A 13,465-nucleotide genomic window follows, 5' to 3' on the forward strand; every position below is an offset into this window, starting at 1 on the left:
CCATACGGGGACCCGGGCCCACCGGCGTGTGTGCGTCGTGCCCGACCTCCCGTCAGTGGCGGCCACGGCCCGACGTCCGGCGGCGCACCGCGTAGAAGGTGCCGCCGACGGCCAGTGCGGTCAGGGCCGCGCCACCGGCGACCTGAGTGGCGTTCATGTCCGAGACGCTGCCGCCGAGCCCACCCCGCACCCCTCGCACGGCAGAGACGGAGGCGGAGGCAGAGGCGGAGGCGGAGGTGACGGGGGATGCCGAGGTCACCGGCGACGGGCGGGAGGTCGAGCTGGTCGTCGGCAGGGCGCTGCCACCGGCGACGGTCAGCGAGGTGGAGCCTTTGGTGCCGTTGCAGGTGAAGGACACGTCGTACACGGCGCCGCGCTTCGCTTCCCGGTCGATCGCGACGCGGGCGGAGCGGCCGGGCTCGACGACGACCGTGTCGAAGATTCCGGAGGAGACGGTCGCGGCCGACGTGCAGCCGGGGACGGCGAGGGTGACCTCGCCGCCGGCGGCGATGGTGGAGGGTGTCACGGTGAGGGCGTTCGCGAGGCCCGCCTCCGCTCCTGCCCCCGCGTCCTCGCTGCCACTGGCGGCGCCGCCCTCCGCCGCCGCGCAACCGACGCCGCCGAGGGCGAGGGTGGCGGCGCACAGCGCGGCAGCCGCGGTGGAAGCGAGTCCTGATGAACGCATGGTGATTCTCCGGGTCCCCGAGGAGCACGGCGGCGGAACTGATTTCCACTCATATCGGAAAAATGCACCTCGATACCCGGAACGCTAGGAGCGCCCGGTGAGCCCCGCGATCACAGTCGCGCGAATGGGGCATGGAAGTCCCCCGGCCGGCCCCGGCGGAGCCGGTGCGGGGTCGGACTCCCGGCACGCACGGCCGAAGCGACTCACATAATGTTACTTGGTTGCCTTTGGGTCATGGTTGCGTTTTCTTCGTGCGGTGAAGAACTCCGCGACGAGGAAGGGCGGCGGTGCCGCGTGCCGGACAAGGACGCAGGGGTGAGCAGTGTGCTGGTCGTGGGAGCCGGGCCGACCGGCCTGACGCTGGCGTGCGACCTCGCCCGGCGGGGAGTGGCCCTCCGGATCGTCGAGAAGTCCCCCTCCTTTCCCCGGAGTTCACGGGCCAAGGGACCCAACGCGCGCAGCCTCGAAGTGCTGGAGGACCTCGGCGTCGTCGGCCGGATCCTGGACGAAGGCTGCGCCCCGCTCGTCATGCGCAAGTACCGCGACGCGGTGTTCGTCGCGGACACCGATCCGCACGCGGGCTGCCGGCCCACCCCCGACGCGCCCTACGACCGGGGCCGGCTGATCCCGCAGTGGAAACTGGAGGAGATCCTGCGGGCCGAGCTGGCCGGACACGGCGTGCACGTCGAACTCGGCGTTGACATCGTCTCGTACGAGCAGGGCGCGGACCGGGTCGTCGCCCGAACCTCCCGCGGCCGTCGCATCGAGGCGCGCTACCTGGTCGGCTGCGACGGCGGACACAGCGGCGTCCGCGCACTCATGGGCGTCGCCTTCGACGGCACGACCCACGCGGAGCAGGTCATGGTCAACGGCGACGTCGAACTGGCCGGAGCCGGGAGTCCCTCCCGTGACCGCTGGCACCAGTGGTTCGACGAGGACGGCGCGGTGATGCTCTGTCCGATCCCGGGTACGGAGCGCGGCTGGTGGTTCCAGGCCTCACCCGAACGCGACGCCGACGGCGAGCCGCTCGCCGCTTCCCGCGAGAGCTTCCAGCGGCTTCTCGACCGGCACGCCCGGCTGCCCGGCGTCCGGCTTCGCGACGCCGCCCTCCTGTCCACGTACCGCGTCAACGTGCGCATGGCCGACCGCTACCGCGCCGGTCGCGTACTGCTGGCGGGCGACGCCGCGCACGTCCACCCGGTCGCGGGCGGCCTCGGCATGAACACCGGCATTCAGGACGCCTACAACCTCGGGTGGAAACTGGCCGCCGTCGTCACCGGGCAGGCGGGCGAAGGACTGCTCGACACGTACGAGGAGGAGCGCCTGCCCGTTGCCGCCTGGGCGCTGAAGACGTCCTCCGCGCGGCTCGACACGGTCATGGAGGCCATCCGGCAGCCCGGCGGCGGACTCGACGCGGGTATCACGGACGACACCTCCGGCCTGGGCCTCGGCTACCGGTGGAGTTCGCTCTCGCCGGGGGCGGCGTCCCGCGACGCCCGGCCGAGTGCGGGCGACCGGGCTCCGGACGCGCCGTGCGCGGATGCGGGGAACGGGGGCCCGGTCCGGCTGTTCGACAGGTTCGCGGGACCGCACTTCACCCTCCTCGGCTTCGGCGGCGGGGCCGTCCCGGCGCTGGAACAGGTGGCGCAGGGGCAGTTTGTCCACCCGTTGCGGACGTGTGCGGTGGACGCAGGGCCGCACGGCGGGCTGCGCGACGACGCGGGACACGCCCGGGCCGCGTACGCAGTCCAGGGCGACGCCCTGGTCCTGGTCCGCCCCGACAATCACGTGGCACTGATCACCGAGGGGCACCGCGGCGACGCCGTTCTCGACTACCTGCGCCTGCTCGGGAGCTGACCGGACCTCTGCTGCGGGCGGGGCCGGCCGGAGGGACGTATCCCTCCGGCCGGCCCCGCTCCCGGCGACCCACCGGGCCGGTGGGCGCCCCGTCCTCAGTCGCCTGTTCCCGGGAGCAGGTCGACGAAGGGCTCGGGGGTGGCGGAGAGGCCGTGGCCGAAGGGGGCGTCGAGATCCCAGATGAGGAAGAGGAGGAAGGCGATCATGACGCTGAAGAGCCCGGCGAGCAGAAGCTCTCTTCCGGTGCGGCGGATCTGCAGGGCGAAGATGAGGCCGATGGTGATGAGGGCGCCGGTGATGAGGCCGAACCAGACGATGGTGGGCATCGTCGCCTCGGTGTTCTGGGCGCGGCTGTTGCGGGCGTCGTCGGCGGCGGCCACCTGATCCACGAGGGGCTGGTAGGCCTGGCCTTCGAGGTCGGTCTTCGGCGTGTAGAGGGTGACGTCGTGGCGGACGCGGTCGAGGAGTTCGCCGCCCCGCTCGGTGACCTCGTTGTGTTCGGTCATGTGCGGCCACTCGATGTCGATGACGTGGTTGACGTACGCGTCGATGTCGGCACGGATGCGGGCACGGACGTCGGCCGGGTAGACCTCGGCGCGTGCGCTGACCTCGTGCAGGGCCTGGGCCTCCTGACGGACGGACTCCTGTGCGGCGCCGCGTCCCTCCCAGACGCCGGCGATGGCGAGGCCGAGGACGATGGCGTAGATCACGCCGATCATCATCGTCATGTATTCGAGGACGTCGGGCGTCTGGGTCGGGTCGTCGTCGTCGCCGACCCGACGGTGGTTGATCACCACGATGGTAAGGACGATCGCGCAGGCCGAAGCCATCGCGATGCTCAGAACGAGCCATTCCGACAAGGGAACCTCCGTCGGTGGGACCGCATCAGCGGGAAGAACGGGGACGCAGTACCGCGACGGCGAAGACCGCGGGCGCTGTGATCATCAGGGCGAGGGTGAGCATGGACGTGCGGTTCTTGGGGGGTCTGCGGGCGGGCTTGCGGTAGGTGGGGATGGCGACCGCCCGGGGCGCGGGCGGTGCGGGGAGGGCCGAGGGGCGGGCGGGGGGCGGCGAGGTCTCGGGGGCGGGGGAGGGAGGCGCGGGCAGCGCGGGCCGAACGGGCACGGGCACGGGCGCAGGAACGGGAACGGCCGGCCGCGGCCGGGGCGGCGGTTCCGGCTCCGGCGCGGGGGGCGGTGCGGGAGGCGGTGCGGGCGGGGGTACCGGAGCCGGGACCGGGGGAGGGGCTGGGGCCGGGGGCTTGGGATCTGGCGGCAGCGGGGGAGGTGGCGGAGGCGGCGGTGGCGGGGGTGGTGGGGGCGGTGGGGGCGGTGGTGGTGGAACGGGCTTCGGCGAGCACGACGTGCCGTCGCCGCCCGCCACCGCGATCGCCGATCCGCCGCCCTCGCCGATCGAGGCGTACGCACAGCTGTCGGCCGAGGCGGGAGCCGAGCCCGCCAGCACCAAGCACAACGTGGCCGCGGACAGCAGTCGCAGCAGGAGCGGAGCGGACTCATGGCGTGATCCGTGGACGAGGGGCCTCATGGATCTGTCCAACGAGCGGCAGGCCCCAGAAGTATGAAATTCCCCTGATGGATGTCACGGATTCGAATTTGCACGTGAGAAGGGCCCGGGTGTGCGAATGGCCGGGTGGGGTGACCGTTGAGTTCTTCTCCCCGCCGTTGAACGCGACGGCGTGCCCCGCACGTACCTAGGGCCAGGTGCGACGCACAGACGCGTCGTACGCAGCCCCACGGGAACCTTCGGGAAACGGGAGAAGACATGAACAGCTGGCGGAGCGTCTCGCTCGCGGTGACGGCGGCGGCGGTACTGGCGATGACGACGGCATGCGGCCAGGACGGTGGCAACGGCAACGCGGCGTCCCGCTCCGTCGGCGATCCGGCCGCCGCCCAGCAGCCCCCCGCTCACGACGGGTACGGCGAGGACGACGCGCCGGCCGCGGCGCCGCGGCCGGCGGGGCAGCTCGCCGCCCGCGACACCGGACGGCTCGGCGAGGTCGTCACCGACAGCGCGGGCATGACCCTCTACCGCTTCGACAAGGACACCGCGAAACCGCCGACGTCGAATTGCGACGGCGACTGTGCGAAAACCTGGCCGCCGGTACCCGCGGGGGGCGTCACCGCTCCCGCTGGAACCGAACCCGCCGTCGTCGGCGAGGTGACCCGCGGCGACGGTGGCAAGCAGCTCACCTTGGGCGGCTGGCCGATGTACAGGTACGCGGGGGACGCCGCGCCGGGGGACGCCAAGGGGCAGGGCGTGGGCGGCACGTGGTTCGCCGCCGCACCCGACGGCAAGAAGGCCGCCCCGGCGCAGCCGGACGCCGGGAAGGAGAAGCCCGACGCCGCCGCCCCCGGGACCGGGGGCGCGGGGGCGGAGGCGTCCCCCGGTGTGCCTGCCGGGCAGCCCGGCATGTCGGTGCGCAAGGACCCCGAGCTCGGCGAGATCGTCGTCGACCGGCGGGGCCGCACCGTCTACCGCTTCAAGAAGGACTCGGCCTGGCCCATGAAGTCCGCCTGCACCGGCGACTGCCTGGCCAAGTGGCCGGCCGTCGCCCCCGTGCCCAAGAACGACACCGAGGGCATCCTGCTGAAGGGCTACGTCGTCTTCGACCGCCCGGACGGGACCGAGCAACAGACGATCGACTGCTGGCCGCTCTACACCTACTCGGGCGACACCGGACCCGGCGACACCAACGGCCAGGGCGTGGGCGGTACTTGGTACGCCGTGTCGCCGCAGGGCAAGCTGGTGGGCGCCCCCAGGTGACAATCCCGGCGGATCCTCGTCACGGAGGGTCCCGAGTGGGAGACGTATCACGCCTGCCCCTACAGTCGGCCCGTCGTCCCCGTTCACGCGGGGGTGACGGGCCGGGCGCGTGCACGGGTGCACTTGCCATCCGGGTGTGACCGAGAACGGACGGGCAATTTCCGTTTTCGCTCGCCCTGCTGGCGGTGGATCAGTAGCCTCAGCTCGAACACCGGGCACGCACGTCAGTCGTGCCCGCATTCGTCGTGGCGACTGTTGGAGACATTGATGGAGCGTCCCGCCTGGGCACCGTCGGGCATCGACATCTCGATGCCGAGCGTGTCCCGCATTTACGACTACTACCTGGGCGGTTCGCACAACTTCGAGGTCGACCGGGAGGCGGCCCGCAAGGCGATGGAGTTCATGCCGGGCCTGCCCAAGATCATGCAGGCGAACCGGGCGGTCATGCGCCGCGCCGTACGGCACGCGCTGTCCGAGGGAGTCACCCAGTTCCTCGACATCGGTTCCGGCATCCCCACCTTCGGCAACGTCCACGAGGTGGCCCAGGCCGCCGACCCCGCCGCACGCGTGGTGTACGTGGACCACGACCCGGTGGCCGTCGCGCACAGCCGGGCCGTCCTCGAAGGGAACGACCTGGCGACCGTCGTCGCCGCGGACCTCCGCAAGCCCGACGAGATCCTCGGAGCCGCCGAGGTGCGCGAACTCCTCGACCTGGACAGGCCGGTGGCGCTCCTGCTGGTCGCCGTCCTGCACTTCATCGAGGACGCGGACGACCCGTACGCCGCCGTCGCCACGCTCCGCGACGCCCTGGCACCGGGCAGCATGCTGATCCTCACCCACGCCTCCTACGAGGGCGTGCCGCTCACCGAGGAACTGACGGGCGGCGTCGTCGACATCTACCAGAAGATCAAGAATCCGCTGATCATGCGTTCGCGCCCCGAGGTCGCGCGGTTCTTCGAAGGCTTCCGGATGGTCGAACCCGGCCTCGTGCCGATGGCCGAATGGCGGCCCGAGACGTCCGTCACGCAGGAAGACCCGTACGCCTTCTCGGGCTTCGCAGGGGTGGGGCGCAAGGCGTGAGCGCGCAGGCGCATGCCCCCGACGGGGAACGGGACGGCGGAGCGGCCGGTGTGCCCGACTCCGGACCGGGCGGCGGCCGTCCGCCCGGGACCCGGCCCCGGAGTCCCGGGACGGCACGGTCCTCGGGTCCCGTCCCGGTCCAGGGGTCCGGCCCGAGCAGGGACGTGGAGCCCGCTCCGGCGTCCGCACCGGGCGCGGCCTTCTTCCCGCCGGGCACGGTTTCCGCTCCTTCCCCCTCCGCTCCCCGGGGCTCTGCCCCCGACCGGGCGCAGGTGGCCGTCCCGGACGGGCCCGAGGACCGGCTGCGACGGTTCGCGACGATCTGGAGCCGGGCCATCTTCCCGGCCACCGCCACCTCCCTCACCCGGCCCGAGTTCGAACAGCTCCTGCTGCCGCTGGCCCGCCTGCTCGGCGAGGCGCTGCACCGGCGGCCCTTCGACGCGACACCCGCGCACGACGTCGGGGCCGCACTCGTCGAGGCGCACTGCACCGACCCGGACGCCCTCGTCCGCACCCTCGGCGTCGTCGAGTCGTACCTCGTCCTGTACTGCGCGGCGGCCGACGGGCCGCCGGCCGCAGCCGAGGAGAACCGGGCCCGCTGTGCCCGGCTCCAGCACGGCATCGCCGCCGGGTTCGCCCGTGCGCTGCGCGAACGCACCCTGCGCGAGCAGGAGGCCATCGCCCGCTCCGCGCTCTGCGCCCGCACCGAGGCCCGCCAGGCGCTGCACGCCACCGAGGAACGCTTCCGCGCGGTCTTCGAAGGAGCGGCCGTCGGTATCGGCATCGCCGCCCTGGACGGCACGATCCTGGAGGTCAACGAGACCCTCACCCGGATGTTCGGCGGCCTCGACACCCAGATCCGCGGCCGGAAGGTCAGCGACTGGGACCACCCCGAGGACACCGCCCAGGTCTGGCGGATGTACGAGGAACTGGTGCGCGGCGAGCGCGACCACTACCGCTGCGAGAAGGCCTTCTACCGGGGCGACGGCACGGTCCTGTGGACCAACCTGACCGTGTCGCTGCTGCGCGACGCCGAAGGCCGCCCGCAGTACCAGCTCGCCCTCATGGAGGACACCACCGAGCGGCGGCTGCTCAATCTGCGACTGCGTTACGAGGCCACCCACGACGCGCTCACCGGCCTGCCCAACCGGACGCTGTTCTTCGAACGCCTGGAGAAGGTCCTGTCCACCGGGGGCGACGCCCGCTTCGGGCTCTGCTACCTCGACCTGGACGGCTTCAAGGCGGTCAACGACAGCCTCGGACACTCCGCGGGCGACCGCCTCCTCGTCGAGGTCGCCGACCGCCTGCAGAGCTGCGCGACCGCGCCGGGCGAGATGGTGGCCCGGCTCGGCGGCGACGAGTTCGTGGCGCTGACCACGGGCCCCGACACGCGCCGCGAGGTCGACGACCTGGCCGCCCGGATACTGAACGCCCTGGCCACCCCCATCCACTTGGAGGGCCGCGAGATCACCGTGCGCGGCTCCATCGGCATCGTCGAGGGCCCGGCTGCCGAACGCGGCCCCGCCGACGTCCTGCGCAGCGCCGACATCACCATGTACCGGGCGAAGGCGGCGGGCGGCAACCGCTTCGAGTTCGCCGACGCGGAGGCCGACGAGCGCGCCATCACCCGGCACGGCCTCACCCACGCCCTGCCGGCCGCCCTGGAGCGCGGCGAGTTCTTCATCGAGTACCAGCCGCTCGTCCACCTCGGCGACGGCAGCGTCCACGGCGCGGAGGCCCTCGTCCGCTGGAGCCACCCGCAGCACGGCGTCCTCGGACCGGACCGGTTCATCCCGCTCGCCGAGCACACCGGGCTGATCGTGCCGCTCGGCCGCTGGGTGCTCCAGGAATCCGTACGCCAGGCCAGGTTCTGGCAGGAGAAGCACGCCGATGGCGGTCCGCTGCGCATCAACGTCAACCTCTCGCCCACTCAGCTCCACCACCCCGGCCTCGTCGCGGACACGGTCGAAGTCCTCGAACGCGCGGGCCTCTCCCCGGGCGCCCTCTGCCTGGAGGTCACCGAGTCCGCACTGATAGGTGCCGACGAGGGCCTGCTCAAGCCGCTGCGCCAACTCTCCGAGATGGGCATCGACATCGCCCTCGACGACTTCGGCACGGGCTACTCCAACCTGGCCAACCTGCGCCGCCTGCCGGTCAGCGTCCTGAAGCTCGACCGCTCCTTCACCCAGAGCATGCAACGTCTGCCCGCCGACCCCGTCGACATCAAGATCGTCGAGGGGATCGTCTCGCTGGCACACAGCCTGGAACTCGCGGTGACGGTCGAGGGCGTCGAAACGGGCGCCCAGGCCGAGCAGTTGCGGGACCTGGGCTGCGACACCGCACAGGGCTGGTACTACGCCAGGCCCGGCGCCCCGGACATGATCCATTCACTGGTGCTGATGGACGCCGTCTGAGCGGACGGTCCGTCCGGCGCGGCCGGTCGGCCGAGGCGGCGGGTCGGACGACGGGGCAGCGCGTCCGGTGTGGCGGCCGGTCATCCGCGGCAGCGCGTTCGACGTGGCGGTCCGTCCCGGGCCGGGTCCCCTCGCGGGCGGACGCTGCCATGCGAGGGCTGGCACGACTTCTCAGGAGGCGGGCTCCCACCGCCCCACCATCATCCGCTGCAACTCCCGTGCCGCCCGCGGCGGCGCCACGTCGCTGCGGTGCGCCAGCGCGATCGTGCGCCGCAGTCCCGGTCTGGCCAGCGGGGTCACCCGCAGGCCGGTGCCGCCGCGTTCCGCCACCATGCGCGGAACCACGGCCAGTCCCAGGCCCGCCCGTACGAAGCCCAGGACCGCGTCCATCTCGCCGCCCTCCACCGTGAACGTCGGCTCGAAACCCTCGGCGCGACAGGCGGCCACGGTCAGTTCCCGCAGGTCGTAGCCGTGGCGGAACATCACCATCGGCGTGTCGCGCAGGTCGGTGATGCGGACCGGACGGCGCGGCGCGCGCGCGGACGGCGCGGACACCACCACCAGGTCCTCGTGCAGCAGTTCCACCGCGGTGAGCGCCGGGGAGGGCGTCGGCAGCGGCAGCACGACGAGGGCCAGGTCGAGAGCGCCGCGCGCCAACTGCCGGACGAGGTCGTGCGAGCCGCCCTCCTCGACGAGGAGCTGAATGCCGGGATGCGCGTCGTGGAAGGCGCGCAGGAGGTCGGGCAGCAGACCCGTGCACAGACTCGGGGTCGCGCCCAGGCGGACCCGGCCGCGCCGCAGCTGCGCCAGCTCCTGCACCTCGCGACGGGCGGTGTCGGTGTCGGCGAGGATCCGCCGGGCCAGCGGCAGCAGGGCCTCCCCCGCGTCGGTGAGCGCGATGTTTCCGCGGGCGCGCGTGAACAGGTCCGCGCCCAGCTCCCGCTCCAGCGAACGGATCTGCTGGGAGAGCGAGGGCTGCGCCACGTGCATCTCCTCGGCGGCCCGGGTGAAGTGCCGCGACTCCGCCACGGCCACGAAATATCGGAGCTGCTGGAACCGCATGACCCCAGCATAAGCGGGGGCGATAGAGCGAGCCTATGGACTTGAGCCACACCATGTCTTGGACCTTTCAGGTCCTTCGGCCCTAGCGTCCTGAACCATGGCTCTGGCAACGCGGCAGGACACCGCCCCCTCCCGAAAACCGCCCGTACGGCGACCCACCGGACTGCGCGGATTCTGGGGCTCGACCGTCGGCAAGAAGACGGTCATGGCCGTCAGCGGGCTGATCATGCTCGGCTACCTCGTCGCCCACATGATCGGCAACCTGAAGATCTTCTTCGGGACGGAGGAGTTCAACGGTTACGCGCACTGGCTGCGCACCATGGGCGAACCGGTCCTGCACTACGAGTGGGCCCTGTGGATCGTCCGCGTGCTGCTGCTCGCGGCCGTCGCCGGGCACGCGGTGGCCGCGTACCAGCTCAGCCGCCGCGACCTCCGGGCCAGGCCCGTCGCGTACGCCCACAAGCGCAGGCGCGCGAGCTACGCGACCCGCACCATGCGGTGGGGCGGCGTCATCCTGCTGCTGTTCATCGTGTGGCACCTGCTCGACCTGACCACCCTCACCGTCAACGAGAACGCGCAGGCGGGGCGCCCGTACGAGAACGTCGTCGCGACCTTCTCCACCTGGTACGGCAACACGATCTACGTCGTCGCCATGCTCGCCGTCGGCCTGCACATCCGGCACGGCTTCTGGAGCGCCGCCCAGACGCTGGGCGTCGGCAACGCGACCCGCGAACGCCTGCTCAAGGCGACGGCCAACCTCCTCGCCCTCGCACTGACGGTGGGCTTCCTCTCCGTGCCGGTCGCCGTGATGACCGGATTGGTGGGCTGACATGACCTCCTCGTACACCGCGTACACCGACGGCGCCCCGATCGCCGACACCAAGGCCCCGGCCGGCCCGGTCGCCGAACGCTGGGACACCCGCCGCTTCGAGGCGAAGCTGGTGAACCCCGCGAACCGCCGCAAGCACACCGTCATCGTCGTCGGCACCGGTCTCGCGGGCGGCGCGGCCGGCGCGACCCTCGCCGAACAGGGCTACCACGTCGTCCAGTTCTGCTACCAGGACTCCCCGCGCCGCGCCCACTCCATCGCCGCGCAGGGCGGCATCAACGCCGCCAAGAACTACCGCAACGACGGCGACTCCGTCCACCGCCTCTTCTACGACACCGTCAAGGGAGGCGACTTCCGGGCCCGCGAGTCGAACGTGCACCGGCTCGCCCAGATCTCCGTGGAGATCATCGACCAGTGCGTCGCCCAGGGCGTCCCCTTCGCGCGGGAGTACGGCGGACTGCTCGACACCCGCTCCTTCGGCGGCGTGCAGGTGTCCCGGACGTTCTACGCGCGCGGCCAGACCGGGCAGCAGCTCCTGCTCGGCGCCTACCAGGCGCTCTCCCGCCAGATCGCCGCGGGAACGGTCGAGCTGCACGCCCGCACCGAGATGCTGGACCTGATCGTCGTCGACGGGAAGGCACGCGGCATCGTCGCCCGTGATCTGGTGACGGGCGAGATCTCCAGCCACTTCGCGGACGCCGTCGTCCTCGCCACCGGCGGATACGGCAACGTCTTCTACCTGTCCACCAACGCGATGAACTCCAACGCCACCGCGGTCTGGCGGGCCCACCGGCGCGGCGCGTACTTCGCCAACCCCTGCTTCACCCAGATCCACCCCACCTGCATCCCGCGCACCGGCGACCACCAGTCCAAGCTGACCCTGATGAGCGAGTCGCTGCGCAACGACGGCCGCATCTGGGTGCCGAAGGCCCACGGCGACGACCGGCCCGCCCGCGAGATCCCCGAGGACGAGCGCGACTACTACCTGGAGCGCATCTACCCCTCCTTCGGCAACCTCGTCCCCCGCGACATCGCCTCCCGCGCCGCCAAGAACGTCTGCGACGAGGGCCGCGGCGTCGGCCCCGGCGGGCAGGGCGTCTACCTCGACTTCGCCGACGCCCTCGCGCGGATGGGGCGCGCGAAGGTCGAGGAGAAGTACGGCAACCTCTTCGACATGTACGCGCGGATCACCGCCGAGGACCCGTACGAGACGCCGATGCGCATCTACCCCGCGGTGCACTACACGATGGGCGGACTCTGGGTCGACTACGACCTCCAGACCACCGTCCCGGGCCTCTTCGCGATCGGCGAGGCCAACTTTTCCGACCACGGCGCGAACCGGCTCGGCGCGTCCGCCCTCATGCAGGGACTGGCCGACGGCTACTTCGTCCTGCCCTCCACCATCAACGACTACCTGGCCCGGCACGCCCGGACGGAACCCGTCGACGCCTCCCACCCGGCCGCCGAGAGTGCCCTGCGGGAGACCCGCCGACGCGTCGAGCGGCTGCTCGCCGTCGACGGCGACCGCACCCCCGACTCCTTCCACCGCGAACTCGGCGAACTCATGTGGGAGTACTGCGGCATGGCCCGAACGGAGGAGGGGCTGCGCAAGGCGCTCGGCCGCATCCCGGAGATACGCGAGGAGTTCTGGCGGCGGATCAAGGTCCCGGGCACCGGCGAGGAGTTCAACCAGTCGCTGGAGAAGGCCAACCGCATCGTCGACTACCTGGAGCTCGCCGAGCTGATGTGCCTCGACGCCCTGCACCGCGAGGAGTCCTGCGGCGGACACTTCCGCCAGGAGTCCCAGACCCCGGACGGAGAGGCCGCCCGCGACGACGAGCGCTTCTCGTACGCCGCCGCCTGGGAGTTCGCCCCGGGCGCCGCCCCCGTCCTGCACAAGGAAGACCTCGTCTTCGAGTACGTCCACCCCACCCAGCGGAGCTACGCATGAGGCTCACCCTGCGCGTCTGGCGCCAGAAGAACCCGAACACCCCCGGGCAGATGGTTAGTTACGACGTCGACGACATCTCGGCCGACATGTCCTTCCTGGAGATGCTCGACACCCTCAACGAGGAGCTGATCCTCAGGGGAGACGACCCCATCGCCTTCGACCACGACTGCCGCGAGGGCATCTGCGGCGCCTGCTCCCTGGTCATCAACGGCGACGCCCACGGACCCAATGGGGCCTCCCCTGCTCGAACGGATTCGAGAGCTGGGGGAAGCACCACCACCTGCCAGCTCCACATGCGGTCCTTCTCCGACGGCGACACCATCGACATCGAACCGTGGCGGGCCTCCGCCTTCCCCGTCGTCAAGGACCTCGTGGTGGACCGTTCGTCCTTCGACCGGATCATCCAGGCGGGCGGCTACGTGAGCGTGCCGACCGGCGCCGCGCCCGACGCCCACGCCACCCCGGTCCCCAAGGCGGACGCCGACTTCGCCTTCGAGCACGCGGAGTGCATCGGCTGCGGGGCCTGCGTCGCCGCCTGCCCCAACGGCTCCGCGATGCTCTTCACCTCGGCGAAGGTCAACCACCTCAACGTGCTGCCGCAGGGTGCGCCCGAGCGGGAGACCCGCGTGCTCGACATGGTGGCGCAGATGGACGACGAGGGCTTCGGCGGCTGCACGCTTGCCGGGGAGTGCGCCACCGCCTGCCCCAAGGGGATTCCGCTGTCGTCCATCGCGGCGATGAACAAGGAGTGGCTGCGGGCGAACCGCAGGGCGAAGCGCTGAGAAGCGATACTGACGGGCCGA

At 71.8% G+C, this 13,465-nt stretch carries 12 protein-coding genes; 8 read left to right on the plus strand and 4 right to left on the minus strand.

The genetic code is table 11. From position 1 onward, the window contains the following. Positions 1-52: 52 nt before the first annotated feature. Complete coding sequence (locus ACQPZG_RS30665; RefSeq protein WP_433548933.1) at positions 53-685, minus strand: hypothetical protein; 633 nt, start codon at positions 683-685, stop codon at positions 53-55. Positions 686-1,000: 315 nt separating this feature from the next. On the opposite strand from ACQPZG_RS30665, the gene ACQPZG_RS30670 reads away from it, so the two are divergent. Continuing rightward, the gene (locus ACQPZG_RS30670) at positions 1,001-2,542 is read left to right on the plus strand and encodes an FAD-dependent monooxygenase (protein ID WP_433548934.1); all 1,542 of its coding nucleotides are present in this window, start codon (positions 1,001-1,003) and stop codon (positions 2,540-2,542) included. 95 nt (positions 2,543-2,637) lie between these two features. On the opposite strand, the gene ACQPZG_RS30675 is transcribed toward ACQPZG_RS30670, so the two are convergent. Further along, complete coding sequence (locus ACQPZG_RS30675; protein WP_433548935.1) at positions 2,638-3,402, minus strand: DUF4239 domain-containing protein; 765 nt, start codon at positions 3,400-3,402, stop codon at positions 2,638-2,640. Between the two features lie 25 nt (positions 3,403-3,427). Continuing rightward, a complete protein-coding gene (locus ACQPZG_RS30680; RefSeq protein ID WP_433548936.1) occupies positions 3,428-3,673 on the minus strand; it encodes a hypothetical protein in 246 nt (81 codons plus the stop codon). A 232-nt stretch (positions 3,674-3,905) separates the two neighbouring features. Here ACQPZG_RS30680 and ACQPZG_RS30685 point away from each other — a divergent pair, with 232 nt between their 5' ends. From ACQPZG_RS30685 to ACQPZG_RS30700, 4 genes are all read left to right on the plus strand, one after another. Beyond that, complete coding sequence (locus tag ACQPZG_RS30685; protein ID WP_433548937.1) at positions 3,906-4,124, plus strand: hypothetical protein; 219 nt, start codon at positions 3,906-3,908, stop codon at positions 4,122-4,124. 200 nt (positions 4,125-4,324) lie between these two features. Beyond that, positions 4,325-5,326 (plus strand): SCO0930 family lipoprotein, encoded by a 1,002-nt coding sequence (locus ACQPZG_RS30690; protein ID WP_433548938.1) that lies wholly within the window; start codon positions 4,325-4,327, stop codon positions 5,324-5,326. Between the two features lie 267 nt (positions 5,327-5,593). After that, positions 5,594-6,406: an SAM-dependent methyltransferase gene (locus tag ACQPZG_RS30695; RefSeq protein WP_433548939.1), complete on the plus strand. Its 813-nt coding sequence runs from the start codon at positions 5,594-5,596 to the stop codon at positions 6,404-6,406. Between the two features lie 272 nt (positions 6,407-6,678). Further along, the gene (locus ACQPZG_RS30700; protein ID WP_433548940.1) at positions 6,679-8,820 is read left to right on the plus strand and encodes a putative bifunctional diguanylate cyclase/phosphodiesterase; all 2,142 of its coding nucleotides are present in this window, start codon (positions 6,679-6,681) and stop codon (positions 8,818-8,820) included. A gap of 171 nt (positions 8,821-8,991) precedes the next feature. Here ACQPZG_RS30700 and ACQPZG_RS30705 read toward each other — a convergent pair whose 3' ends face one another. Next, entirely contained in the window at positions 8,992-9,882 is an 891-nt protein-coding gene (locus ACQPZG_RS30705; RefSeq protein WP_433548941.1) for a LysR family transcriptional regulator, read from the minus strand. A 97-nt stretch (positions 9,883-9,979) separates the two neighbouring features. Here ACQPZG_RS30705 and ACQPZG_RS30710 point away from each other — a divergent pair, with 97 nt between their 5' ends. Genes ACQPZG_RS30710 through ACQPZG_RS30720 form a run of 3 tightly spaced genes read left to right on the plus strand, consistent with a single transcriptional unit; the run spans position 9,980 to position 13,444 of the window. After that, positions 9,980-10,711, plus strand: a complete 732-nt coding sequence (locus ACQPZG_RS30710; RefSeq protein ID WP_433548942.1) for a succinate dehydrogenase cytochrome b subunit — start codon at positions 9,980-9,982, stop codon at positions 10,709-10,711. Between the two features lies 1 nt (position 10,712). Next, entirely contained in the window at positions 10,713-12,662 is a 1,950-nt protein-coding gene (locus tag ACQPZG_RS30715) for a fumarate reductase/succinate dehydrogenase flavoprotein subunit (protein WP_433548943.1), read from the plus strand. After that, positions 12,659-13,444, plus strand: coding sequence for a succinate dehydrogenase/fumarate reductase iron-sulfur subunit (locus ACQPZG_RS30720; RefSeq protein ID WP_433548944.1), 786 nt, complete (start codon positions 12,659-12,661; stop codon positions 13,442-13,444). The genes ACQPZG_RS30715 and ACQPZG_RS30720 overlap by 4 nt, the downstream gene beginning before the upstream one ends. Positions 13,445-13,465: the final 21 nt, after the last annotated feature.

Source organism: Streptomyces sp. CA-294286 (assembly GCF_050947155.1).
In the GTDB taxonomy this organism is placed as follows: domain Bacteria; phylum Actinomycetota; class Actinomycetes; order Streptomycetales; family Streptomycetaceae; genus Streptomyces.

Coding starts and splice junctions, on each gene's coding strand:
- ACQPZG_RS30665 (WP_433548933.1), bottom strand. CDS start 685: ATGCGTTCATCAGGACTCGCTTCCACCGCGGCTGCCGCGCTGTGCGCC.
- ACQPZG_RS30690 (WP_433548938.1), top strand. CDS start 4,325: ATGAACAGCTGGCGGAGCGTCTCGCTCGCGGTGACGGCGGCGGCGGTA.
- ACQPZG_RS30695 (WP_433548939.1), top strand. CDS start 5,594: ATGGAGCGTCCCGCCTGGGCACCGTCGGGCATCGACATCTCGATGCCG.
- ACQPZG_RS30705 (WP_433548941.1), bottom strand. CDS start 9,882: ATGCGGTTCCAGCAGCTCCGATATTTCGTGGCCGTGGCGGAGTCGCGG.
- ACQPZG_RS30710 (WP_433548942.1), top strand. CDS start 9,980: ATGGCTCTGGCAACGCGGCAGGACACCGCCCCCTCCCGAAAACCGCCC.
- ACQPZG_RS30715 (WP_433548943.1), top strand. CDS start 10,713: ATGACCTCCTCGTACACCGCGTACACCGACGGCGCCCCGATCGCCGAC.
- ACQPZG_RS30720 (WP_433548944.1), top strand. CDS start 12,659: ATGAGGCTCACCCTGCGCGTCTGGCGCCAGAAGAACCCGAACACCCCC.